The 21849-nt window shown below is 70.1% G+C and carries 20 protein-coding genes and 1 pseudogene; 5 read left to right on the top strand and 16 right to left on the bottom strand.

Features of this window, described 5'->3' with window-relative positions; translation table 11 throughout:
- The first annotated feature begins 8 nt into the window (after nt 1-8).
- The gene (gene hydA, locus QOZ99_RS16895; RefSeq protein ID WP_306891175.1) at nt 9-1478 is read left to right on the top strand and encodes a dihydropyrimidinase; all 1470 of its coding nucleotides are present in this window, start codon (nt 9-11) and stop codon (nt 1476-1478) included.
- A 24-nt stretch (nt 1479-1502) separates the two neighbouring features.
- On the opposite strand, the gene QOZ99_RS16900 is transcribed toward hydA, so the two are convergent.
- Nucleotides 1503-2402 (bottom strand): AraC family transcriptional regulator, encoded by a 900-nt coding sequence (locus QOZ99_RS16900; protein WP_306891176.1) that lies wholly within the window; start codon nt 2400-2402, stop codon nt 1503-1505.
- A 149-nt stretch (nt 2403-2551) separates the two neighbouring features.
- Between QOZ99_RS16900 and QOZ99_RS16905 the strand changes: the two genes are divergently transcribed.
- The gene (locus tag QOZ99_RS16905; protein ID WP_306891177.1) at nt 2552-3583 is read left to right on the top strand and encodes an aldo/keto reductase; all 1032 of its coding nucleotides are present in this window, start codon (nt 2552-2554) and stop codon (nt 3581-3583) included.
- 16 nt (nt 3584-3599) lie between these two features.
- Here the strand turns inward: QOZ99_RS16905 and QOZ99_RS16910 are convergent, their stop codons facing one another.
- From QOZ99_RS16910 to QOZ99_RS16950, 9 genes are all read right to left on the bottom strand, one after another.
- Nucleotides 3600-4931 carry an amidase family protein gene (locus QOZ99_RS16910; protein WP_306891178.1) on the bottom strand — a complete coding sequence of 444 codons (1332 nt, stop codon included), beginning with the start codon at nt 4929-4931 and terminating at the stop codon, nt 3600-3602.
- A gap of 74 nt (nt 4932-5005) precedes the next feature.
- Nucleotides 5006-5719, bottom strand: coding sequence for an RraA family protein (locus tag QOZ99_RS16915; protein ID WP_306891179.1), 714 nt, complete (start codon nt 5717-5719; stop codon nt 5006-5008).
- Nucleotides 5720-5738: 19 nt separating this feature from the next.
- Nucleotides 5739-6524 carry an SDR family oxidoreductase gene (locus tag QOZ99_RS16920; protein ID WP_306891180.1) on the bottom strand — a complete coding sequence of 262 codons (786 nt, stop codon included), beginning with the start codon at nt 6522-6524 and terminating at the stop codon, nt 5739-5741.
- Between the two features lie 12 nt (nt 6525-6536).
- Nucleotides 6537-7397 carry an aspartate dehydrogenase gene (locus QOZ99_RS16925; protein ID WP_306891181.1) on the bottom strand — a complete coding sequence of 287 codons (861 nt, stop codon included), beginning with the start codon at nt 7395-7397 and terminating at the stop codon, nt 6537-6539.
- Nucleotides 7394-8320 (bottom strand): polysaccharide deacetylase family protein, encoded by a 927-nt coding sequence (locus QOZ99_RS16930; RefSeq protein WP_306891182.1) that lies wholly within the window; start codon nt 8318-8320, stop codon nt 7394-7396. Before QOZ99_RS16930 ends, QOZ99_RS16925 begins: the two co-directional genes overlap by 4 nt.
- Nucleotides 8321-8337: 17 nt before the next feature.
- On the bottom strand, nt 8338-9291 hold the full coding sequence (locus QOZ99_RS16935; RefSeq protein ID WP_306891183.1) for a TMAO reductase system protein TorT: 954 nt from the start codon (nt 9289-9291) through the stop codon (nt 8338-8340).
- A complete protein-coding gene (locus QOZ99_RS16940; RefSeq protein ID WP_306891184.1) occupies nt 9288-10268 on the bottom strand; it encodes an ABC transporter permease in 981 nt (326 codons plus the stop codon). Before QOZ99_RS16940 ends, QOZ99_RS16935 begins: the two co-directional genes overlap by 4 nt.
- Entirely contained in the window at nt 10265-11266 is a 1002-nt protein-coding gene (locus tag QOZ99_RS16945; RefSeq protein WP_306891185.1) for an ABC transporter permease, read from the bottom strand. Before QOZ99_RS16945 ends, QOZ99_RS16940 begins: the two co-directional genes overlap by 4 nt.
- Nucleotides 11263-12798 carry a sugar ABC transporter ATP-binding protein gene (locus QOZ99_RS16950; protein ID WP_306891186.1) on the bottom strand — a complete coding sequence of 512 codons (1536 nt, stop codon included), beginning with the start codon at nt 12796-12798 and terminating at the stop codon, nt 11263-11265. The genes QOZ99_RS16945 and QOZ99_RS16950 overlap by 4 nt, the downstream gene beginning before the upstream one ends.
- Before the next feature lie 194 nt (nt 12799-12992).
- Between QOZ99_RS16950 and QOZ99_RS16955 the strand changes: the two genes are divergently transcribed.
- The 3 genes from QOZ99_RS16955 to nikR all read left to right on the top strand — a co-directional run bounded on the left by QOZ99_RS16955 (nt 12993) and on the right by nikR (nt 16813).
- Nucleotides 12993-13952, top strand: coding sequence for a LysR substrate-binding domain-containing protein (locus QOZ99_RS16955; protein WP_306891187.1), 960 nt, complete (start codon nt 12993-12995; stop codon nt 13950-13952).
- Between the two features lie 156 nt (nt 13953-14108).
- On the top strand, nt 14109-16226 hold the full coding sequence (locus QOZ99_RS16960) for a DEAD/DEAH box helicase (RefSeq protein WP_306891188.1): 2118 nt from the start codon (nt 14109-14111) through the stop codon (nt 16224-16226).
- A 113-nt stretch (nt 16227-16339) separates the two neighbouring features.
- Complete coding sequence (gene nikR, locus QOZ99_RS16965; RefSeq protein ID WP_306891189.1) at nt 16340-16813, top strand: nickel-responsive transcriptional regulator NikR; 474 nt, start codon at nt 16340-16342, stop codon at nt 16811-16813.
- Nucleotides 16814-16902: 89 nt separating this feature from the next.
- Here the strand turns inward: nikR and QOZ99_RS16970 are convergent, their stop codons facing one another.
- The 6 genes and pseudogenes from QOZ99_RS16970 to QOZ99_RS16990 form a co-directional block, all read right to left on the bottom strand.
- Nucleotides 16903-17523 carry a DJ-1/PfpI family protein gene (locus tag QOZ99_RS16970; protein ID WP_306891190.1) on the bottom strand — a complete coding sequence of 207 codons (621 nt, stop codon included), beginning with the start codon at nt 17521-17523 and terminating at the stop codon, nt 16903-16905.
- 67 nt (nt 17524-17590) lie between these two features.
- Nucleotides 17591-18541, bottom strand: a complete 951-nt coding sequence (locus QOZ99_RS16975) for a substrate-binding domain-containing protein (RefSeq protein ID WP_306891191.1) — start codon at nt 18539-18541, stop codon at nt 17591-17593.
- An 81-nt stretch (nt 18542-18622) separates the two neighbouring features.
- Complete coding sequence (locus QOZ99_RS16980; RefSeq protein ID WP_306891192.1) at nt 18623-19615, bottom strand: ABC transporter permease; 993 nt, start codon at nt 19613-19615, stop codon at nt 18623-18625.
- Complete coding sequence (locus QOZ99_RS22365; protein WP_442320113.1) at nt 19608-20483, bottom strand: ATP-binding cassette domain-containing protein; 876 nt, start codon at nt 20481-20483, stop codon at nt 19608-19610. Before QOZ99_RS22365 ends, QOZ99_RS16980 begins: the two co-directional genes overlap by 8 nt.
- A 156-nt stretch (nt 20484-20639) precedes the next feature.
- Nucleotides 20640-21065 (bottom strand): annotated as a pseudogene (locus tag QOZ99_RS22370) (ATP-binding cassette domain-containing protein); the annotation flags it as partial.
- A gap of 119 nt (nt 21066-21184) precedes the next feature.
- Entirely contained in the window at nt 21185-21835 is a 651-nt protein-coding gene (locus QOZ99_RS16990) for a GntR family transcriptional regulator (protein WP_306891238.1), read from the bottom strand.
- Nucleotides 21836-21849 lie beyond the last annotated feature (14 nt).

Raw genomic sequence — 21849 nt, forward strand, 5'->3', positions numbered from 1 at the left:
AGCACGCGATGTCCCGGACACGTTCCATCGTCATCAAGGGCGGCACGATCGTCGCCGCCGACCGCTCCTATGAAGCCGATGTGCTCATCGAGGGCGAGACGATCGCCGCCATCGGCGAGAACCTCACGGGCGACAGCGTGCTCGACGCCTCCGGCGCCTATGTCATGCCCGGCGGCATCGATCCGCATACGCACCTCGAAATGCCGTTCATGGGCACCACGGCGGCGGAGACCTGGGAGAGCGGCACCTTTGCCGCGCTGTCCGGGGGCACGACGATGGTGGTCGACTTCGTCATTCCCGACAGCGAGAACCTGATCGGGGCGCTGGATGCATGGGAGGCGCGCGCCAGCCGTCAGGCCAGCGCCGACTATTCCTTCCACATGTGCGTCACGGGCTGGTCGGAGCCGATCTTCGAGGCGATGGAGGCCGTTGTCGCGCGCGGCGTCAACAGCTTCAAGCATTTCATGGCCTATAAGGGCGCGCTGATGGTCGATGACGACCAGATGTTCGCCTCCTTCCAGCGCTGCGCCGCGCTGGGCGCGCTGCCGCTGGTCCATGCCGAGAATGGCGACATCGTCGCGGCGCTGCAGCAGAAATACCTCAATGAGGGCATTCGCGGCCCGGAGGCGCACGCCTATTCCCGCCCGCCGGAGGTGGAGGGCGAGGCGGTCAACCGCGCCATCATGATCGCCGATGCCGCCGGCGTGCCGGTCTACATCGTCCATGTGTCCTGCGAGCCGGCACATGAGGCGATAAGGCGGGCGCGGCAGAAGGGCATGCGGGTCTATGGCGAGCCGCTGGTGCAGCATCTGACCCTCGACGAGGCCGTCTACCAGCATCCCGACTGGGATCATGCGGCGCAGCGGGTCATGTCCCCGCCGTTCCGCGACAAGCGCCATCAGGACAGCCTGTGGGCAGGGCTTTCGGCCGGCTCGCTGCAGGTCGTCGCCACGGACCATTGCGCCTTCTCCACGGCGCAGAAGCGCATGGGGCTCTCCGACTTCACCCGCATTCCCAACGGCACGGGCGGGCTGGAGGATCGGCTGCCGGTGCTGTGGACGAGCGGCGTCGAGACCGGCCGGCTCACCCCCAACGAGTTCGTCGCGGTGACATCGACCAACATCGCCCGCATCCTCAACCTCTATCCCCGGAAAGGCGCGATCCAGCCCGGCGCGGATGCCGATATCGTGGTGCTGGACCCCAAGGCGGGCAAGACCATCCGCGCCAGCACGCAGAAATCCATCATCGATTACAACGTGTTCGAGGGGGTGGAGGTGCGTGGCCTGCCGCGCTTCACGCTGTCGCGCGGCGAGGTGGTCTATTGCGCCGGGCGCAACGAGGCCCCGCGCCCCGGCCGCGGCCGCTTCATCCCGCGCCCGGCCTTCGCCCCCGCGCACCGCGCGCTGTCGACCTGGAAGGCGCTGGTGGCGCCACGCGCCGTGTCGCGCGATCCCGCCCGCATGCCGATCGGGGTGTGAGCCCGATCGTGGCAGGGTCCTTCCTCACAGCGTCATCGGCGCGAGCACGCCGGCGCGGATGAGGGCACCGTCGCGCCCGGGCGGTTCGCCGAACAGCCGGCGATAGTCGCGGCTGAACTGCGAGGGGCTTTCATAGCCGATGGAGAAGCCGATGGCGGCCACTTCCATGCCCGCGCTCAGCAGCAGGCGCCGCGCCTCCTGCAGCCGGATCTGCTTCTGGAACTGAATGGGGGACATCGCGGTCGCGGCGCGGAAATGGCGATGGAAGCTGGCCAGGCTCATCCCCGCCAGCGCCGCCAGATCCGGCACTTTCAGTGGCGCGGCATAATGATCGCGGATCCACGCCACCGCGCGGGCGATACGGGCGAGCCGGCTGTCGGCAAGGCCGACCTGCCGCAGCATCGCCCCGTGCGGCCCGTTGAGCAGCCGCCACGCCATCTCGCGGCGGATCAGCGGCGCCAGCACGGCAAGGTCGCGCGGGGTATCGAACAGCGCCAGCAGCCGGGCGAGCGGATCGAGCAGGTCCGCCTCCATCTTGCCGATGGCGATGGAGGTAAGCGGGGCGGCCGCCGGCATCTCCGCCATGTCCAGCACGAGATCGGCGATCATCGCGGGATCGATGGCGAGGGCGAACGCCATATAGGGGCGGGCCGCGCTGGCCTCCACGATCTGCGCGGTGATGGGCAGGTCCATCGAGGCGATCAGGCATTTGCCGGTGTCGTAGCGAAAGGCCCGCTCGCCCAGCAGGCTGACCTTGGCGCCCTGCAGCACGCCGCAGAACGAGGCGCGATAGACCGAATGGATGAGCCCGGACGGCGCCGGCGCCACGGTCAGCGTCAGCCCATCCAGCGGCGGCTCGCGGCCGAAGCGCTGCCATTGCCGCCGCAGCAGCGCGCGGGGGCGATCGAGGGGGTTATCCTGCATGGTTCAATCGTAGCCGATGGCGCGGGCGGGGAAAGGCGTAAACGCGCGATTGCGACAATCGGGCAAGACACTGCGACGATCCGCGTCGCCGTGACGGCGTGCGGGGCCTATCTCTGGCGTATCGACATCCCGGCACAAGGAGCGTCCCCATGCGCTATCGCCAACTCGGCCCCTCGGGGCTTTTCGTTTCCGAACTCTGCCTCGGCACCATGACTTTCGGCGGCAGCGACGGGTTCTGGGGCCAGATCGGCCAGCTCCGCCAGGAGGAAGCCGACGCGCTGGTGAAGACCGCTGTCGACGCCGGCGTGAACTTCATCGACACCGCCAATGTCTATGCGGGAGGGATGAGCGAGCGCATTCTCGGCAATGCCATCCGCAATCTCGGGCTGGCTCGCGACGACCTCGTCATCGCCACCAAGGTGCTCGGCCCGATGGGCGAGGGCCCGAACGCGCGCGGCGCCTCGCGCAAGCACGTTCTCGACCAGTGCAAGGCGAGCCTGACGCGCCTGCAGCTCGACCATATCGACCTCTACCAGATCCACGGCTTCGACCCGGCGACGCCGCTGGTCGAAACGCTGGAGGCGCTCGACACGCTCGTGCGGCACGGCCATGTCCGCTATATCGGCCTGTCCAACTGGGCGGCATGGCAGATCGTCAAGGCGATCGGCATCGCCGAGGCACGCCGGCTGGCGCCGATCCTGTCGCTGCAGGCCTATTACACGCTGGCCGGCCGCGACCTCGAGCGCGAGATCGTGCCGATGCTGAAATCCGAAGGGCTGGGGCTGATGGTGTGGAGCCCGCTCGCCGGCGGCCTGCTCTCGGGCAAGTACAGCCGCGCCGACGAGGCCTCCGGCGAGGGGCGACGCGCGAGTTTCGACTTCCCCCCGGTGGAGCGCGAACGCGGCTATGGCGTGATCGACGCCATGCGGCCGATCGCGCGGGCGCACGGGGCGAGCGTCGCGCAGATCGCGCTCGCCTGGCTGCTGCACCAGAGCGTGGTCACCAGCGTGATCATCGGCGCCAAGCGGCCCGACCAGCTGGCCGACAATCTCGCGGCCACCGCGGTTCAGCTGTCGCCCGAGGATCTCGTCGCGCTCGATGCGGCCAGCGCGCTGCCGGCCGAGTATCCCGGCTGGATGCTGGAGCGCCAGGGCGCCTACCGCGCGCGCCCGGCCGGCTGAGCGGGCCGGCGGGTGCTCAGGCTATCAGCGCCCGCTCGACCCATGCCGCGCCGGCGAGCAGGTCGTCGTCCCGCCCCGGCGCGGCGCAGATCAGGGTAGAGAATGGCAGCCCGTCGGCCGTTCGCCCGGTCGGCAGGGCAACGCCCGGCATGTCGAGGAAGCTCGCCACCATGGTCAGCGCCAGCGTCGCGACATTGACCTGCGCGAACAGCAGCGGATCGGCCTCCAGCGGCGCCAGCGGCGGCGCGACATGCCGAACGGTGGGCAGCAGAAGAAGCGCCCCGTCGAGCGCCGCGGCGAGCGCGCGCATCTCCCGCGCCCGGATCGCCATCAGCTCGGCGGCGGCCTCGGCGGAGATGCGCGCCGCGCCGTCGAGCCGGCTCACCACGCGCGGATCGATGAGGTCGCGTTGCGGGCCGGTCAGTGTCTCCAGGTGCAGCGCCCGCGCCTCATAGGCACCGAGCCAGCCGAGCCGCGCGATCGCCTCCCGCGCGCGATGCCAGGGCTCTATGCGCTGGCGGCGGACGGGCGCCTGCCGCGACAGCTGTGCAATGACCGCCTCGACATGCGCCCGCACCGGGGCGGTGATCTCGGGATCGTCGAGAAGCACATCATCGACCACGATGGTGGGACGCGCGGGCACAAGGGGCGCCGCCACCTGCCCGCGCATCGCCGCGTCCATGATGGCGCAATCGGCCACGCTGCCGGCCAGCGGGCCGAGACTGTCGAGGCTCCCGGCCAGCGGGAACACGCCGGTCATGTCATACCGCGCCTGCGAGGCCTTGTAGCCGACGCAGCCGGTGAAGGCGGCGGGCACCCGCACCGAACCCGCCGTATCGGTGCCGATCGCGGCCGCCACCATGCCGCGCTGCACCGCGACCGCCGAGCCGGAGGAGGAGCCGCCGGGCATGCGCGGCTCGTTCACCGGCAGATCGGCGGTCGGCGTGCCGAAATGCGGGTTGGCGCCGAGGCCGGAAAAGGCGAACTCGCTCAGATTGGTCTTGCCGAGGGCAATGAAGCCGAGCCGCCGCGTCGCCGCGACGACAGGGGCATCCACGGTGGCCGGCGCGACATCGGCGCGCGTGCGCGAGCCGGCGCTGGTGCGCGTGCCGGCAATGTCGAACAGGTCCTTCCAGGCGATCGGTATGCCGTCATAAGGGCTGAGCGGGCGCCCCTGCGCCCGGCGGCGGCGGGCGGCATGGGCCTCGGCCAGCGCGGTTTCCGCCATCAGCGTTATGAATACGCTCTCGCATCCCCGCGCCCGGTCCAGCGCGCGCTCCACCAGTTGCACCGAATCGGTTCGCCCCGTGGCAAGCGCGGCTGCGAGGGTATCGAGGGTTTCCGCCATGACCGGCTCCGGCAAATGAGGGACGGCATCGGCCAGCGGCAGGCGCCGGCCGAACCGATGTGTCAGACGATGTGTCAGACGTGGCCGTATTTTGCCAGCGCGTCGGCGAGCGGGAGGCCATTGGCCAGTTCGGCGCGGATAGCCTCCTCGGTGCGGGTGAGCCGCTCGGCCTCGACCAGCACGGTCTCGACCACCTGGGCGGGAATAACGATCACCCCATCCTCGTCGCCGAGCAGGAAATCCCCGGGGGAGACCTCCACCATGCGGCTGGTCGCCCCGCGCATCACCACCGGCACCTGCCAGGCATTGACCTTCCAGCGGCCGATCGACTGGGTCGGGGTGCGGTAGCGCGCGAAGACGGGAAAGCCGTGCTGGCCGATCCAGCGTATGTCGCGGATACCGCCGTCGATCACCGCGCCGACGCAGCCGCGCTCCTTCATGCCCAGCGCGATCAGCTCGCCGAAATAGCACACGCCCTCGCCGTCGCCGCTCCACACGGTGATCTCGTCCGGGCCGACGCCGTGGCACGCCTTCATCTTCTCCGCGTCGCCGCCGAGCGGATAGGGCGTCTTCTGGCCGCGGATCGTGTAGGCCCAGCCGGCGACGCGGTCATGCTGCGCCGGATAGGGCGCGAAATCGGCGGCGAGGCTCTGGTCCATGAATCCGAGCGTGTCGAGCACGTCGGCGACGTTGGAGGTGTCGACGGCGAGGTAGCGGCGGCGGATATCGGCCTTCTGCTCGGGCGAGAAGGAAGGCGAGAGGGCCGGCATGTCGGGCGTTGTGGTCATGTGGGAGTTCCTCCGACGATCAGATGTTCTGCAGGTAGCCGCCATCGACCCGGATCACCGAGCCGGTGATATAGGCGGCGCGGGTGCTGGCGAGGAAGGCGACGGCGTCGGCATATTCCTCCGGCGTGCCGTAGCGGCCGACCGGAATGGCGCCGGTGCTCTGCGCGACGATGGCCTCCAGCGGGCGCCCTTCCCGTTTGGCCTTCTGCTCGTCGAGGAAGCGGATGCGGGCAGTGGCGATCCGGCCGGGCAGGATGACATTGGCGGTGACGCCATCCCCCGCCACCTCGCGCGCCAGCGTCTTCGACCAGCCGACAAGGGCGGAGCGCAGCGTGTTGGAGATGGCGAGATTGGGGATCGGCGCCACCACACCGGACGAGGTGGAGGTGACGATGCGCCCCCATTTGCGCGCCCGCATGCCCGGCACCACGCAGTCGGTAAGGTGGATCACCGACAGCACCATGGCGCGGAACTGCGCCTCCCATACCTGCGGCTCCACCCCCTGCGCCGGACTGGGCGGCGGCCCGCCAGTATTGTTGACCAGCACGTCGACCGGGCCGAGCGCGGCCTCGATGGCCGCGACATGGGCTGCCGCCGCGCCGATATCGGCGAGGTTCCAGGCGAGGGAGAGACAGGTCGCGCCCCGCGCGTCCAGCTCCGCCCGCGTCACGTCGAGGGCCTCCGCGTCGATGTCGACCAGCGCCAGCTTCGCCCCTTCCTCCGCCAGCGTGCGGGCGATGGCGCGGCCGAGCCCGCCGCCGGCACCGAGAACCAGCGCCGTGCGTCCGTTCAATCCGAGATCCATGATGCTGGCTTTCTACGATCCGACCCGCAGCGGCGCGTTGAGCTTGCGCAGGTAGGAAATCACCGAGAGCGCGGTGATGCGCCCGGTCTTGGGATTGTCGGTCGGCACATTGGCGATCGACATGGTGAAGCTGGCCGAATCCGCGTCGACCTCGATCGTGTGGGTGTTGCGGGTGAGCGCGGGATCGGCCCAGATTTCCAGCCGGGTTCGGTCCGGCCCGATGCCGGCCAGCGCCAGCGCCACCGCGACATTGAGATTGGCGGGAAAGCCGATGGCGGCCTCGCGCGGGGTGCCGTCGAACACGCGCAGCGGCTCGGTGATATCCTCGATGGCGATGGCGTGCTGGGCGAGATAGGGGGCGCCGACCAGCCCCTTCACCGGCTTGCGGGTGATCATGCGCACCGAGCGGATGTCGCCCTCCGCCGCCGCGGTCACGGCATCGAGCCCGATCAGCGCGCCGGTCGGCACGACGATCTGGCCGCCATGTTCGCGGGCGAGATCGAGCAGTCCCTGATGGGCGAGGATCGCGCCGGAAGAGAGCACGATAACCGTCTTGCCCGCCCGCAGGAACGGTTCGGCAATGGCGGGCAGCAGCGCCGCCGGCGCGCATTCGACGACGATGTCGGCCAGCGCCTCCAGCTCCTCGATCGCCACCACGGGCACCTTGTGCGCCAGCGAGGCGAGACGCTCGGCGGCCCTGGCGCGGTCATGGGCGGAAACGGCGGCGAGCACGCAGCCGGGCAGGCCGGCATCCAGCGCGCGGGCGATGCGCAGGCCGACGGCGCCGAGGCCGGCAATGGCGACGCGCCGCACGCCCCGGCGGGAGAGAGCGGCCGAGGGCGCGGACGCCGGTTCGGTAGGGGGGGAACTCATGTCTGCGGGCCCTGGGTGGGGGAAGCATTTGGCGTTTGGAGATGGTCGGGCGCGGGGAACAGCGAGGCGTAGTGCTGCGCGCAGGCGCCCGCGGTGGTGAACCAGATCTTGTCGCGGTGGCGGGCGAGCGCCTCCATCACCCGGCGGAACTGCCGCAGGCGGAAGGGCTGGCCGACGATGAAGGTGTGGATGGTGATGCCGTAGACGAGCGGCTGGCGCTCCGATTGCGCCAGCATCTCCTCCAGATTGTCGATCGCCATGTCGGCGAAGGCGCTGGCGGTGCCATCGTGCAGCACCACCATCGGCACGTCGTTGACCTCGTGCGGATAGGGCATGGCCAGCAGCGGGCCCCCGGCGGTCTTCATCCAGACCGGCTGGTCGTCGATCGGCCAGTCCAGGGTGTAGCCGTAGCCGGCCTGCGCCAGCAGGTCCTCGGTGCGCGCGCTGGGATGCGCGCCGGGGCTCATCCAGCCGGCGGGGGGCGTGCCCTCCTCCGCGCGGATGCGCGCCGTCACCCCGGCGATGAGCGCGCGCTCGCTCGCCTCGTCCATGCCATTCGGATGCTCGGAATTGGTGCGGCCATGGGCCACGATCTCGTCGCCGCGCCGGCGATGGGCGGCGACGAGTTCCGGGCAATGATCGTAGCAGGCGCTGTTGAGCAGCACGGTCAGCGGCAGGCCGTATTCCTCGAACAGCTCGATCAGCCGCCAGCCGCCGACCCGGTTGCCATATTCGCGCCAGCCCCAATTATAGGAATTGGGGTGGGCGAGCCCGGGCGAATAGGCGAGGCCGAGCCCGGAGCCATAGGCGAAATGCTCCACGCACAGCGCGACATAGACGGCGAGGCGCTTGCCTCCCGGCCAGGAAAAATCCGGCCGGGCGGAAATGGGCGAATAGGCGAAGCGGTCATGGGACGGCAGCATGGAAGGCTCCAGATCGATCAGGGGCGATAGTCGGCCGGGGCGACGACGAGGCTGAGATCGATGCTGCCGACATTGTCGGGCGTGACAAGCACGGCCGGCGTCACCACCTTAGCGTCCACCTTGCCCTTGGTGGCGGCGGCGACCGCCTGATCCAGCGCCGCCTTGCCCTGCGCGACGATCTGCTGGATCGAGGTACAGGCGAGATCGCCGTCCTTCAGCATCTGCTGCGCGGTCGGCGACAGGTTGGAGGCCGAGACCTTCACCGTCCCCTTGCCCGACGCCTTCAGCGCCGAGACCACGCCGGCCGCCATGTCATCGGTGGCGCTGTAGACGCCGGCGAGATCCGGGAAGCGCTGGATCCAGTCCTCGGCGGTGGTCAGCGCAGCGTTGCGGTTGTCCGCGAGGCGGGATTCCGCGACGATCGTCACATTGGGGGCGACCTTGGCGAGCGTTTCCCGGAACCCTTGCGCGCGCAGGTCCGACCAGGCCTGTCCGGCCGGGCCCGCCATCATCGCCACCTCACCCTTGCCGCCGATGGCTTTCGCCAGGCACTCCGCCTGCAACTTGCCCATGTCGTAATGATCGGCGCTGACGACGGCGGCGAGCGTGGGCGTGTTGGGCGGCGAGGAGATGCCGATGACCGGAATACCGGCGGCGACCGCCCGCTCGACGATGGCCTTCACCGCATCGCCATTGGTCGCGCCGACGATGATGGCATCGACCTTTCGCTGGATAAGGTCCTGGATCTGCGAGATCTGCTGGCTGGAATTGCCATCGCCCCCGGCGCTGAGCGTCACCAGCCTGGCCTTGTCGGCCTTGGCCGCGGTGTCGACGCCGTACAGCACGGAGATCCAGAAGGACGAGCCGAGATTGGGCACGGAAACGCCGATCACCGGCCCGGCGGCGCGTGCGGGAGCGAGGGCGGCGGCGAGCAGAAGGGCAGCGAGGGAGGCGGCACGGAACAGCTTCATCGGAACGTCCCTTTCGGTGGGGAGAGGCGGGATAGGCGCGTGAGGAAGGAGCGAAGGCCGGCATCCATCAGCCCGGAGGCAATGATCACGGCGCCGACGGCGATCTGGGCGATGAAGGGCGAGACGCCGGAAAGGTTGAGCCCGGTGAGCACCACCTGCACGAAGGTGGCCCCCGCGAGCACCGCCCACACATTGGCGCGCCCGCCGGCCAGCATGGTGCCGCCAATGACCGCGGCGGCGATCGACTGCAGTTCCATGCCCGCGCCCTCGGTGGGAAGCCCGGCACCGGCACGGGCGGTCATCAGCGCACCGGCAAGGCCGGCAAAGGCGCCGCACAGCTGGTAGGCGCTCATCTCGATGCGCCACGGCACCGCGCCGACCAGCGCCACCGCCTCGGGGTTGGAGCCGAGCATCAGGATGCGCCGGCCGACCAGCATGTGGCGCAGCACGACATGGGCGAGGCCGACCGCGGCAAGTGCCGCCCAGCCGAGCGGGGGCAGGCCGGCGACCGCGTCGAAGGACAGGCCGGCGGCGCGCGCCGCCTCTTCCAGCGGCACCACCTGTCCGTCATCGCTGACCAGCAGCGCGAGACCCTTCACCGCCAGCAGCGTGCCGAGCGTGGCGACGATCGGCTGGAAGCGCGCCCGGCCGATCAGCCAGCCATTGACGGTTCCGCAGGCAAGGCCGACCGGCACGGCCACGAGCAGCCCCGGCAGGCCGACGGCATTGGCGGCCATCGCCCCCAGCGTGCCCGACAGCGCCGCGACCGCGCCGACCGAGATGTCGAAGCCGCGTGCGGCGATGGCGAACATCTGCCCCACCGCCAGCAGAGCAAGGATCCAGATCTGCCCGGCCATGCTCAGCCCGTTGTCGAGCGAGAGGAAGCCGGGGCTGGCGAGGCCGAACAGGCCGGCGGCGAGGACAATGGCGGCGGGCGCCACCAGGAAGCGGGCACGGCCCGTGGAGCGCGGGGTCATCGGCCCCTCCTCCGCGCGAGGCGGGCCAGCGCCGCCCAGTCCTTCTGCAGGCCCACGGCGGCCAGCACCGCAAGCCCGAGCAGCACCAGCTGCCAGGCCACCGGCAGGTTGATGAGCACCACGGCGTTGTTCAGCATCGCCACGGTGAGCACGCCGAAGACCACTTGCGACACCCGCCCCCGCCCGCCGGAGAGCGGCAGCCCGCCAATGGCGCAGGCGGCGATGGTCTCGAAGGGCAGGTTCGGCGCGAGCGCGGGCTGGCCGGAGGCGACGCGGCTGGTCAGGATGATCGCCCCGACCGCGCAGAAGGCCCCGGCCACGGCATAGCCGAGCGTAGTGATGCGCGTGACATCGAGCCCGGCGAGGCGCGCGGCGACCGGGTTGGCGCCGACATGGTACCAGAGCCGGCCGATGCGCCCATGCGCCAGCATCAGGTGCAGCGCCGCGCAAGCGAGAAGCGCGGCCAGGATCGGCACCGGCACCCCGAGCACGCGCCCGCGCGCCGGCCAGGAAAAGGCGGCCGAGGGCGGCGCGTCGATCGGCAGGCCGCCGACCAGCCAGGCGGCGGCGCCCGAGGCCATCATCAGCGTGCCGAGCGTGACGATGACCGGCGGCAGCGCGAGGCGGCCGACCAGAAACCCGTTCACCGCGCCGATGGCGATCACGCTCGCCCCGCCCGCCGCGAGGCCGCCGACCGGCCCGAGAGCGGGCAGCGCCGTCACCGTCACCACGCTGGCCAGCGCGGCGGACGCGCCGAAGGAAAATTCGATGCCGCCGAGAAGGATCACCACGGCCTGCCCGCAGGCGACGACGCAGAGAATGGAGGCGACGCGCAGCACGTTCTCGATATTGCCGAAGCTGGCAAAGCGCGGCACGAAGGCGCAGCACAGCAGAAACAGGCCGAGGCAGACCAGCGCCACCGCCGGCGGGCGGGCGAGGCGCGGAAGGCCCCGGCGGCCGGGCAGCCCGGGTGTGTCGGGCAGGCGTTTCGTCCTCATGCCGCCGCGCTCCCCGACAGCGCCGCCAGCAGCGCCGCACGCGCCGCGCCGCGCGGCAGTTCGGCGGCAAGCGTGCCCTCGCGCACCACAAGGTAACGGTGGGCCAGCACCATGAGTTCGTCGAGATCGCTGGTGGCGACCAGCACCGCGACCCCGGCCACCGCCGCCTCGCGGATGGCTTCGTGGATCACCCCGCGGGCGGCGACATCCACGCCCCGCGTCGGCTCCAGCAGCACCATCGCCTTCAGTCCCGGCACGGCGAGGCCGCGGGCGATGAGCAGCTTCTGCTGGTTGCCGCCGCTGAAGGTCGCGGCTTCCGCCTCCGGCACCAGGGGATGCAGCTTGAGCCGGCGCAGCAGAGGATCGATCGCCTGCGCCTCGGCCCGCGCGCGCAGCCAGCCGAGCCGCGCGAGCGGGCCCAAAGCCGAGACCGAGCCATTGCGACGGGCGGACAGCGCGCCGAACAGGCCCTCGGAGTGGCGATCGGCCGGCACATAGGCGATGCCGAGCGCGGCGGCGCGGCGGCGGCCGCCGGGCGTGAAGGAGGCATCCCCCACCGACAGCTCGCCCGGCCCCGCCTGCGCCCCGCCGAGCGTGGCCGCCAGCGACAGCGCGCCCGAGCCGATGAGGCCGGCCAGCCCGACGATCTCGCCGGCATGAACGGTGACATCGATACCCGCCCGCCCATCCCGGCCCGCCGCGAGCCCCCGCCCCGCCAGCACCGGCTCGGCGCGCTCGGAAAGGCGCGCGGGAGCCGCCTCGACGCCGGCGCCGAGCATGGCGTGGGTGAGCTGCTCGCGGCTGTGGCGGCCGATCGGCGCCGCGTCGATCACCGTGCGCCCGTCGCGCAGCACCGTCACCTCGTCGGCGAGCGCCTCGATCTCGTCGAAGCGATGGGAAATGAACAGCGCCGCCGCTCCCCCCGCGCAAAGCCGGCGCACCACGGCGAAGAGGCGGTCGGCCTCATCGGCATTGAGGGCGGCGATGGGCTCGTCCAGCACCAGCACGCGGCAGTCGAGGCTGAGCGCGCGGGCCACCTCCACCAGTTGCCGCTCGCCGAGCGAGAGGCTCCCAAGCGGCGTGGCAAGGTCGATATCGAGACCGACCTCGTTCAGCCAGCCACGGGCGCGGGCGGGCTCGACAAGCCGCCGTCCGGTCCACAGCCCGCCTCCGGCAGCTAGCGCGAAGGCCGAGAGGTTCTCGTGCACGCTGAGTTCGGGAAACAGGCTGAGATGCTGGTAGATCGGCACGATGCCGGCGCGGATCGCCTGCGTCACCGAGCCGAAGGCGACCGGCGCGCCGGCAAACGTGATCTGGCCGGCATCCGGCCTGACCGCGCCGACAAGGATCTTCACCAGTGTCGACTTGCCCGCCCCGTTCTCGCCGAGCAGCGCATGAACGCGCCCACGCCGCAGGGCCACCCGGGCGCTGCGCAGGGCGCAGGTCGCGCCATAGGTCTTGGCGATGCCGGTGGCGACAAGCGCAAATTCGGCCGGTGCGTCGCCGGATGGCGCGTCGTCGGATGCGGACATAAGGGGAGTCCTCGCCCGGAGGCGGGATGCGCCCGGGATGGGGTGGTGCGGCGATGCGGCGGAACCGGCGAATGTCGGGTGTCGCCACGATGCCGGGCGGTGGCGCCTGTCACAAACGATTTGTTCGGCACTCATGCATGAGCTAGAATCATGCATGACGGAGGGTCTGAATGCGAAAGAGGCGATTGCCGCCCTTGAATGCCCTGAAGGGGTTCGAAGCGGCGGCGCGGCACCTCTCCTTCACCCGGGCCGCCGCCGAACTGCATCTCACGCAGGGGGCGGTCAGCCGGCAGGTGAAGGAGCTGGAGACCGATCTCGGCCAGGACCTGTTCGTGCGTCATACCCGGCGCATCGAGCTGACTCCCGAGGGCGAGCAGTTCTACCGCGTGGTGGAAGGCGTGTTCGACGAGCTGGAACGGGCTTCGTTGCGGCTGGCGCGCCGGCGCAGCGATCCGGCCGTCACCATCACCGCGCTGCCGACCATCGCCACGGTGTGGCTGATGCCGCGGCTGCACCAATTGGTGGCGCGCCACCCGGAAATCGAGGCGCGCATCGTCTCCTCGATCGAGGCGGCGGACCTGCTGGCCCATGACGCCGATATCGCCATCCGGGTCGGCCGGCTGCCGGGCCGGCGCTATGACCGCACGCAGCCGCGCATCGAGCTGCCCATGGTGACGCGCTGGGACGGCGTGCATGCCGACGAACTGTTTCCCGACCGGCTGGTGCCGGTCTGCGCGCCGGACCTGCTGGCCGGCCCGGTGCATTGCGCCGCCGATCTCGCCGCCTATCCGCTCCTCCACACCACCACGCGGCGCTATGCCTGGCCGGACTGGCTGCGGGCCAATGGCGTGCGCTTTGAGGCGGAGGGCGACCCGCACCTGCAATTCGGCCATTTCTTCATGGCGCTCGACGCGGCGCGGCAGGGGCGCGGCATCGCGCTGGTGCCCGATATCCTGCTGGTGCACGAAGAGGGCGCGCGCGGCCTGTGCATTCCCTATTCGAGCGAGATCGCCAGCGCGGGCGAGTATTACCTGCTCATCCATGAAACGCGGCTGGAAGACGCGCGCGTGCAGATGGTCCGCTCCTGGATTCTCGATCAGGCGGTGGCCCTGCGCAGCCCGCCGCCGCACCACGCGGCCCTGTTCCGGCCCTGAGGCCGAGGCCGTGCCCTGCCCGGCGGCGCGCGCTGGCCCCTCATGCGCGGGAGGCGTGGCGTCTGGACACAGGCTCGATTAAAAGGGATGTACCAACCCCCTTCCGATGGCTCCCCTTCGACGCCTGACGACATTGCGAGATAGGCGGAACCAGCCTTGCCCTTCATGACCACCAACCCGGCTCTCGCCCGCGCCCTGGCCGAGCGCGACTATCACAACCCGACGCCGGTGCAGCTCGCCGTGCTGGCCCCGGAAGCGACGGGCCGCGACCTGCTGGTCTCGGCGCAGACCGGCTCCGGCAAGACCGTCGCCTATGGCCTCGCCATGGCCGAGACGCTGCTGGGCACCGAGGAGCGCCTGCCGCCCGCCACCGTGCCGATGGCGCTGGTGGTGGCTCCGACGCGGGAACTGGCGCTGCAGGTGCAGCGCGAATTCGCCTGGCTCTACGCCGCCACCGGCGCGCGCATCGTCTCCTGCGTCGGCGGCATGGATCCGCGGCAGGAGCAGCGCCTGCTCAACCAGGGCGCCCATATCGTGGTCGGCACGCCCGGCCGCCTGCGCGACCATCTGGAACGCGGCCGGCTCGATATCTCGGCCCTGCGCGTCGCCGTGCTCGACGAAGCCGACGAGATGCTCGACCTCGGCTTTCGCGAGGATCTCGAATTCATCCTCGACGCCACGCCGCCGGAGCGGCGCAGCCTGCTGTTCTCCGCCACCATGCCGCGCGGCATCACCGCGCTGGCCCGGCGCTACCAGCGCGATGCGCTGCGCATCGAGGTGGCGAGCGCGGAAGGCGGCCACGCCGATATCGAATACCGCACCATCCGCATCGCCCCGACCGAGCTGGATCATGCGGTCGTCAACGTGCTGCGCTCCTATGACACGCCCAGCGCGATCGTGTTCTGCAACACCCGCGAGGCGGTGCGGCGCCTGCATGCCATGCTGCAGGAGCGTCAGTTCTCCGCGGTCGCGCTCTCGGGCGAACTGAGCCAGAACGAGCGCAACCACGCGCTGCAGGCGCTGCGCGACGGCCGTGCGCGGGTCTGCGTCGCCACCGACGTGGCGGCACGCGGCATCGACCTGCCCAATCTCGGCCTCGTCATCCATGCCGACCTGCCCAACGACGCCGAAAGCCTGCAGCACCGCAGCGGCCGCACCGGCCGCGCCGGGCGCAAGGGCGTGAGCGTGCTGCTGGTGCCCCCGTTCCGGCGCCGCCGCACCGAGGAACTGATGCGTGGGCTCGGCATCACCCCGGCCTGGTCTGGCCCCCCGACCGCCGAGGACATCCGCAAGCTCGACCATGAGCGGATGCTGCACGACCCGATGCTGACCGAGGAGCCGAGCGAGGAGGATGCCAGCGCCGCGCGCACGCTGCTCGCCGCCCACTCGCCCGAGCATCTGGCCGCCGCGCTGGTGCGGCTCTACCGCGCCGGCCTGCCGGCGCCCGAGGAGGTGGCCGATCCCGGCGAGCCGCGCGCCGCGCGCGACCGCATCGCCGACCGCGAGTTCGGCGGCCCGTCGGGCAGCGCCGGCGGCGCGTGGTTCCGCCTCAATATCGGCCGCCGCAACAATGCCGATCCGAAATGGCTGCTGCCGCTGATCTGCCGGCGCGGAAACGTGACGCGCAAGGAAATCGGCATCATCCGCATCTTCGACGAGGAAACCGCCTTCGAGGTCAGCCTCGCCGCCGCCGACCGCTTCGGCAAGACGGCGAAGAAGGCGGATGGCACGGACGTCATCATCGAGCCGATGCCCGGCGCCCCCTCGGCGGAGCGCTCCGAGCGCCCCGGCCGGGCGAAGCCGATGCGCGCCAGGCCGTCATCTGAAAGGCCTTCATCTGAAAGGGCTGCGCCTGAAAGGGCTGCGCCGGAACGCCCCCGTTATGACGGCCCTCCTCTGGACAGGGCACCGCAGGACAGGGCGCCGCACGCCAAGCCGCTGCGCGACAAGCCCTTCCGGGACAGGCTTCTTGACGACCAGCCGCTCAAGGACAAGCCCCATCACGGCAAGCCGGGTTACGACAAGCCTGGATATGACAAGCCGCCGCGGGACAAGCCGCCCTTCGGCAAACCGGCCTATGACAAACCGGCCTATGACAAGCCCGCTTACGCAAAGCCCGCCCGCGAGAAGCCCGCGCATGAAATGGCGCGCGAGCCCAAGCGGGACCGGCCGGACACGTTTGCGGGCAAGCCGGGCCGCGAAGGCAAACCGGACCGCGAAGGCAAGCCGGGTGGCGAGGGCAAGCCGGGAGGAAAGCGTCCGCGCCGCCCGTGAACTTGGGCAAGGCCGGTACGTTTCGCGAGGAGCAGGGCACGCGCGGCGCCTGAACTTTCTTGCGCAAGCGAGGGCGACGACCTAGCCTCCCCGCACCTTCGAGGGAGGTTGCCATGCAGCGGACCACCATCGCCTTCGACGACGATCTGGCCGCCGAGCTCGATGCCTATATCGCGGCCACCGGCGCGGCCAGCCTGTCCGAGGCGATCCGCGATCTGGTGCGGCGGGGACTGTCGGCCCGGGCGAGCGGGCCGACGCAGGCGCATTGTTTCGGTGTGATCAGCTGCACCGTCGACCAGTCGGTGCGCAATCTCGCCGCCCGCGTGCCGCAGGGGCGGCTCGACCGGCACGACCAGACCGTGGCGGCGCTGTCCATCCCGCTCGACCACAGCACCTCGATCGACGTGACCGTGATGCGCGGCCGGGTGGTCGACGTCTCCTCCTATGCGGAAGGGCTGTTCCTGGAGCGCGGCGTCATGCACGGCGCGCTGAGCCTCATTCCGGTCGCCGAGGACACGTCCCACCACGTGCACAACCAGGGCGCCGCGCACGAGCACACGCATCTTCGCGTCAAGAGCGGCTTCTGATCCACGGTCCCAACCGGCAGGCATTTCGCGGAACCGGGCCGCGCCGGTCGGGCGCCGGCCGGTTCCGCGAGGCGTGCAGGCGCGGCGCGTCAGGCTGCGCGCGTGGCGCTGGCCGGCGCGGGCTCGGAATGACGGATTTCCGTGCCCAGCACCTTCAGGCATTCGCGCATGAAAGCCGCCAGCGCGGTCCAGCCCTTGGCCGACACCATGTTGCCGTCGACCAAAGCATCGGTGGGCGACAGGTCGACATAGGTGCCGCCGGCCAGCCGCACTTCCGGCTCGCAGGCGCCGAGCGCCCCGACCCGCTTGCCCGTCACCACGCCATCCACCGCGATGAGGATCTGCACGCCGTGGCAGATGGTGAAGATCGGCTTGCCGGTCTCGTGGAAGTGGCGGACCATCGCCTGGATGCGCGTGTCGGTGCGGATATATTCCGGCCCGCGCCCACCCGCGCAATAGACCGCGTCATATTCCTCCAGATCCACCTCGGAGAAGGTCTTGTTGATGACGAAGTCGTGGCCCGGCTTTTCCGTGTAGGTCTGCCCGCCCTCGAAATCATGCAGCGAGGTCTTGATGATCTCGCCGGCCTTCTTGTCCGGGCAGATCACATGGACGGTGTGGCCCACGGCCTCCATTCCCTGCTGGAACACGAAGATCTCGTATTCCTCGGTGAACTCGCCGGTGAGCATCAGGATCTTCTTGCCTGGCATGGTCGTATCCTCCCGTTCGATTATTCTCGGTGTGATTGGCCCGGTGGCCCGATCGTAGCGCAAGCGCTCAGAACGGCGAGTCCGGGAAATAGTATTCGGCGGCGTTCGCCTTGGTGATCAGCGGCGCGTCGAGCTTGAACGAGCCGCGCACCGGGGCGTGGCCGGCGAAATGCGCGGCGGTCAGGTAGATGGCGGTCTTGATCATCGAGGGCGGATAGGGGGTCTCGACCGGCGTCACCGCGTCGCCCGCCATCACCTTCGCGATGATCTCCTTCATGCCGTTGCCGCCAAGCGCGAACTTGATCTCCTTGCGGCCGGACTGCTTGATCGCCTCCAGCACGCCCAGCAGCATGTCGTCGTCATTGGCCCATACCGCGTCGATCTGCGGGTATTTGGCGAGATAGTCCTGCATCAGCTTGAAGGCTTCGTCGCTGTTCCAGTTGGCATACTGGATGTCGAGGATCTTGAGGTCGGAACCCTTGATCCCGTCCTGGAAGCCCTTGATGCGCTCGTCATCGATCACGGTCGGAATGCCGCGCAGCACGACGAGGTTGCCCTTGCCGCCCATCTTCTCCACCAGGAACTTCGCCGTGTTGAAGCCGACTGCGATATTGTCGCCGGCGACATAGAGGTCCTGGATCTTCGGGTCATTGAGGCCGCGATCGACCACGGTGATGAAGCTGCCCTTGTCCTTGATCGCCTTCACCGGCGTGGTCAGCTCCTCGGACGAGTGCGGCAGGATCACCAGCGCGTCGAGCTTGCGGGTCGCCGACAGATCCTCGATCGCGCTGACCTGCGCGCTGGCCGAAGGCGAGGTCTTCACGATGACCTCGATATCGGGGAAGGCCTTGTTGATCTCCTTGGCCGCCGCGTTGGCGTGGTAGACGACGCCGGCGGTCCAGCCATGGTCGGCGGCGGGAATGGAGACGGCGATAATCTTCTTCTCGGCGGCCAGGGCCGGGCCGGCGGCGAGCAGCGCGGCCGTCACGCCGGACGCGATCAGGGTCTTCCTGAGCATGGTTTCCTCCTGTTGGTGCGGCAGTCTTGATTGATGCCCGGCGCGTCGCGGCTGCCTCGCGCGTGCCGGTTGACGCTCCGGCTACCTCTTCGACATGCGCTGGATCAGCATGGCGATGATGATGATCACGCCCTGCACCGCGGCGACGAGATATTCGGAGACGAAGTCGGAAAGGACCATGAGGTTGGCGATGAACTCGAGGATCACCGCCCCCGCCACCGTGCCCCAGATGCGGCCACGGCCGCCGCGCAGCGCGGTGCCGCCAATGACCACGGCGGTGATGACCTGAAGCTCCCACAGCAGCCCGGTGGTCGGCGTCGCCGCCCCGAGCCGTGGCACGTAGCAGATGGCCGCGATGGCGACGCAGGCGCCCTGGATGACGAAGGCCATCGTCCGCACGCGGGCCACGGAAATACCGGAATAGCGCGCCACGTCCTCATTGGCGCCCACCGCCACGCAGCGCCGTCCATAGCGCGTGCGGTAGAGCACATAGGCAGCGACCAGCGCCACCGCGAGCGACACCAGGATCGGGATCGGCACGCCCAGGACGTCGCCGAAATAAACCGGGCGGTAGGCATCGCGCAGGCTGCGATCGATGGCGACGGTGCCGCCGTCGGACATGTAGGTGATCAGCGCGCGGAAAATGCCCATCGTGCCGAGCGTGGCGATGAAGGGTTCGATGCGCCCGAGCGTGACGATGGCGCCGTTCATCAGCCCGCAGGCGATGCCGGTGACGAGCGCCACCGCCATGCCCAGCGGGATCGCCGCCGTGCCCACGCTCGGCGCCACCCAGTTCATGAACAGGATCATCACGCCGGTGATGAAGGCCGCCATCGAGCCGACCGACAGGTCGAGCCCGCCGGAGGAAATGACGAAAGTGGCGCCGATCGCGATGATGGCGATGAACGCGCTGCGGGTGACGACATTGGCGATGTTGTTGGCCGACAGGAAGTCGGGATTGACGAGGAAGCCGATCGCTATGAGCGCCGCGAGCGCCAGGAAGGGGCCGGCATCGCCCCAGCCGATCGACCAGCCCGGCTCGGCGCGCGGCGGCGCGGCGGCAAGGTCAGCCATGTGCGTTTCTCCCTGAGGTTTTTTCATGGGCCGCGCTGCTGCTGGTGGCGTGGAGCGCGACATTGCTTTCCGTCATGGCGTCGCCGGAGAGTTCGCCGTTGATCCGGCCCGAGCGCATCACGAGGATGCGGTCGCACAGGCCGATCAGTTCCTGCATCTCCGAGGAGATCACGATGCAGGAGCGGCCCTCCCGCACCAGGGACTGGATGAAGGCGTAGATCTGGCTCTTGTTGGCGATGTCGATGCCGCGCGTCGGCTCGTCGATGACGAGGATCGAGGGCTCGTTGAGCATCACCTTGGCCAGCAGCAGCTTCTGCTGGTTGCCGCCGGAGAGCTGGCCGGCCCGCGCGTCGCGGCTGCGCAGGCGGATGTCGTAGCTCGCCACCGCGCGCTCCAGCAGCTGACCCTCGCGGGCAAGGTCCAGCCCGGCCAGGGGGTGCACGCGGTCGAGCGCGGCGAGGGTGAGATTGGGCGCGAGGCGTTCGCCCAGCAGCAGCCCCTTGCCCTTGCGGTCCTCGGTCAGGTAGCCGATCCCGGCGGCCGCCGCCTGCGCGGGCGAGGCGAAATGCGCCGGCTTGCCATATAGCCGCACCGCGCCGAAGCTTGCCGGCCGGAGGCCCAGCAGCCCCTCGAACAGCTCCGTCCGGCCGGCACCGATCATCCCGGCAAGACCGAGAATCTCGCCCTTGTGCAGGGTGAGCGAGACGTCGTGCACGAAGCCGGGAACCTGGGCGTGCGCGATCTCCAGCACGGGCCCGGCAATATCGCGCGCCACCCGCGCGGGATAGAGGCTGGCGAATTCGCGCCCGACCATCAGGCTGGCCATGCGGTGAGGGGTCAGGCCTTCGGCGTCATAGGTGCCGACCATGCGCCCGTCGCGCAGCACCGTGACGCGGTCGGCCAGCCGCTCCACCTCGTCCAGCCGGTGGCTGATATAGAGAATGGCGACGCCGCGCTGCTTCAGCTTCACGATGATGTCGAGGAGCGGATCGACCTCGTCATGGGTGAGCACGGCGGTCGGCTCGTCGAAGATCACCACCCGATGCGTGCCGAGTAGCGCCTTGGCGATCTGCACCAGCTGGCGGTTGGCGAGCGAAATGTCGCCCACCCGCGCGCGCGGCGAGACCTTGCAGCCGACCTCCGCGAGCTGCGCGGCCGCGGCCTCGCGCATGGCCCGCTCGTCCAGCCGGCCGAAACCGCCGAGCTCGCGGCCGATGAAGATGTTCTCGGTGACGCTCAGCGCTTCGGCGAGCAGGATTTCCTGATGCACCAGCGCGATGCCGGCCGCCTGCGCGTCGGCCGGTCCCTGGAAGGCGATCGGTGCGCCATCCATCCACAGCGCGCCCTCGCTCGGGCGGAGATAGCCCGAGAGCAGGCGCATCAGCGTCGACTTGCCGGCGCCGTTCTCGCCGATGACCGCGTGGATCTCGCCCGGCCGGATGTCGAGCGAAATGTCCGACAGCACCGACACTCCGCCAAACGCCTTGGCGAGCCGCTCGGCGCGCAGCACCGGCACGCTGCCGGGGCCCGCCCCCATTGGGGAGACCGGCTGGGAGACGGGCGCGGCGTTCATAGGTCGAACGCCGGAAGAAGACGGTCGCGCGAGCGCTCCACATGCACCCGCATCGCCTGCTCCGCCGCCGCGGGATCGCGCGCGGCGAAGGCGGCGAGGATCGCCGCGTGCTCGTCCAGCGCCTCCTCGGTGACGCGGGCGTGGAACATCAGGCGGAAGATGTGGAAGTGGGTGTGCTGGTGGACCAGCGTCTCGCGGATCAGCTCATTGCCCGCGACTTCCAGGATCTGGTCGTGGAACACGGCGTCCTGCCGGGCGAACTGCGAATAGCGCGCGCGCTCGTCCGTCCCGCCATTGCGCGACATGACGCCGGCGGCGGCGGTCAGCTCCGCCAGCGCGACATCCGTCATGGTGGCGGCGGCGCGGCCGGCCATTTCCGGCTCCAGCAGCAGGCGCAGATCGTACAATTCCTCAAAACGGCGGCGGGTGATCTGCGGCGCGGCGCTGTAGCCGACCAGATGGGTCTTGACCACCAGCCCCTCGCCCTCCAGCCGGCCCAGCGCCTCGCGGATCGGCGTCTGCGACACGGCCAGTTCGCGCACCAGATTGTCGACCGTGATGCGCGCGCCGGGCGGGATCTTCAGCGCCATCAGCCGCGCGAAGATCGCCTCGTAGACCTCCTCGGCGAGGCCGGCGGCACGGTGGATGGCCTGCGAGCCAC

Origin of the sequence: Ancylobacter amanitiformis, from assembly GCF_030814815.1 — a bacterium.
GTDB classification, from domain to species: domain Bacteria; phylum Pseudomonadota; class Alphaproteobacteria; order Rhizobiales; family Xanthobacteraceae; genus Ancylobacter; species Ancylobacter amanitiformis.

Excerpts from the sequence above, each read along its gene's own strand:
- QOZ99_RS16975 (WP_306891191.1), bottom strand. The coding sequence starts at position 18,541 with ATGCTCAGGAAGACCCTGATCGCGTCCGGCGTGACGGCCGCGCTGCTC.
- QOZ99_RS16930 (WP_306891182.1), bottom strand. The coding sequence starts at position 8,320 with ATGCTGCCGTCCCATGACCGCTTCGCCTATTCGCCCATTTCCGCCCGG.
- QOZ99_RS16915 (WP_306891179.1), bottom strand. The coding sequence starts at position 5,719 with ATGACCACAACGCCCGACATGCCGGCCCTCTCGCCTTCCTTCTCGCCC.
- QOZ99_RS16905 (WP_306891177.1), top strand. The coding sequence starts at position 2,552 with ATGCGCTATCGCCAACTCGGCCCCTCGGGGCTTTTCGTTTCCGAACTC.
- QOZ99_RS22365 (WP_442320113.1), bottom strand. The coding sequence starts at position 20,483 with ATGGTCGGCACCTATGACGCCGAAGGCCTGACCCCTCACCGCATGGCC.
- QOZ99_RS16925 (WP_306891181.1), bottom strand. The coding sequence starts at position 7,397 with ATGAGTTCCCCCCCTACCGAACCGGCGTCCGCGCCCTCGGCCGCTCTC.
- QOZ99_RS16945 (WP_306891185.1), bottom strand. The coding sequence starts at position 11,266 with ATGAGGACGAAACGCCTGCCCGACACACCCGGGCTGCCCGGCCGCCGG.
- QOZ99_RS16950 (WP_306891186.1), bottom strand. The coding sequence starts at position 12,798 with ATGTCCGCATCCGACGACGCGCCATCCGGCGACGCACCGGCCGAATTT.
- QOZ99_RS16970 (WP_306891190.1), bottom strand. The coding sequence starts at position 17,523 with ATGCCAGGCAAGAAGATCCTGATGCTCACCGGCGAGTTCACCGAGGAA.
- QOZ99_RS16900 (WP_306891176.1), bottom strand. The coding sequence starts at position 2,402 with ATGCAGGATAACCCCCTCGATCGCCCCCGCGCGCTGCTGCGGCGGCAA.
- QOZ99_RS16935 (WP_306891183.1), bottom strand. The coding sequence starts at position 9,291 with ATGAAGCTGTTCCGTGCCGCCTCCCTCGCTGCCCTTCTGCTCGCCGCC.
- hydA (WP_306891175.1), top strand. The coding sequence starts at position 9 with ATGTCCCGGACACGTTCCATCGTCATCAAGGGCGGCACGATCGTCGCC.
- nikR (WP_306891189.1), top strand. The coding sequence starts at position 16,340 with ATGCAGCGGACCACCATCGCCTTCGACGACGATCTGGCCGCCGAGCTC.
- QOZ99_RS16940 (WP_306891184.1), bottom strand. The coding sequence starts at position 10,268 with ATGACCCCGCGCTCCACGGGCCGTGCCCGCTTCCTGGTGGCGCCCGCC.
- QOZ99_RS16980 (WP_306891192.1), bottom strand. The coding sequence starts at position 19,615 with ATGGCTGACCTTGCCGCCGCGCCGCCGCGCGCCGAGCCGGGCTGGTCG.
- QOZ99_RS16910 (WP_306891178.1), bottom strand. The coding sequence starts at position 4,931 with ATGGCGGAAACCCTCGATACCCTCGCAGCCGCGCTTGCCACGGGGCGA.
- QOZ99_RS16920 (WP_306891180.1), bottom strand. The coding sequence starts at position 6,524 with ATGGATCTCGGATTGAACGGACGCACGGCGCTGGTTCTCGGTGCCGGC.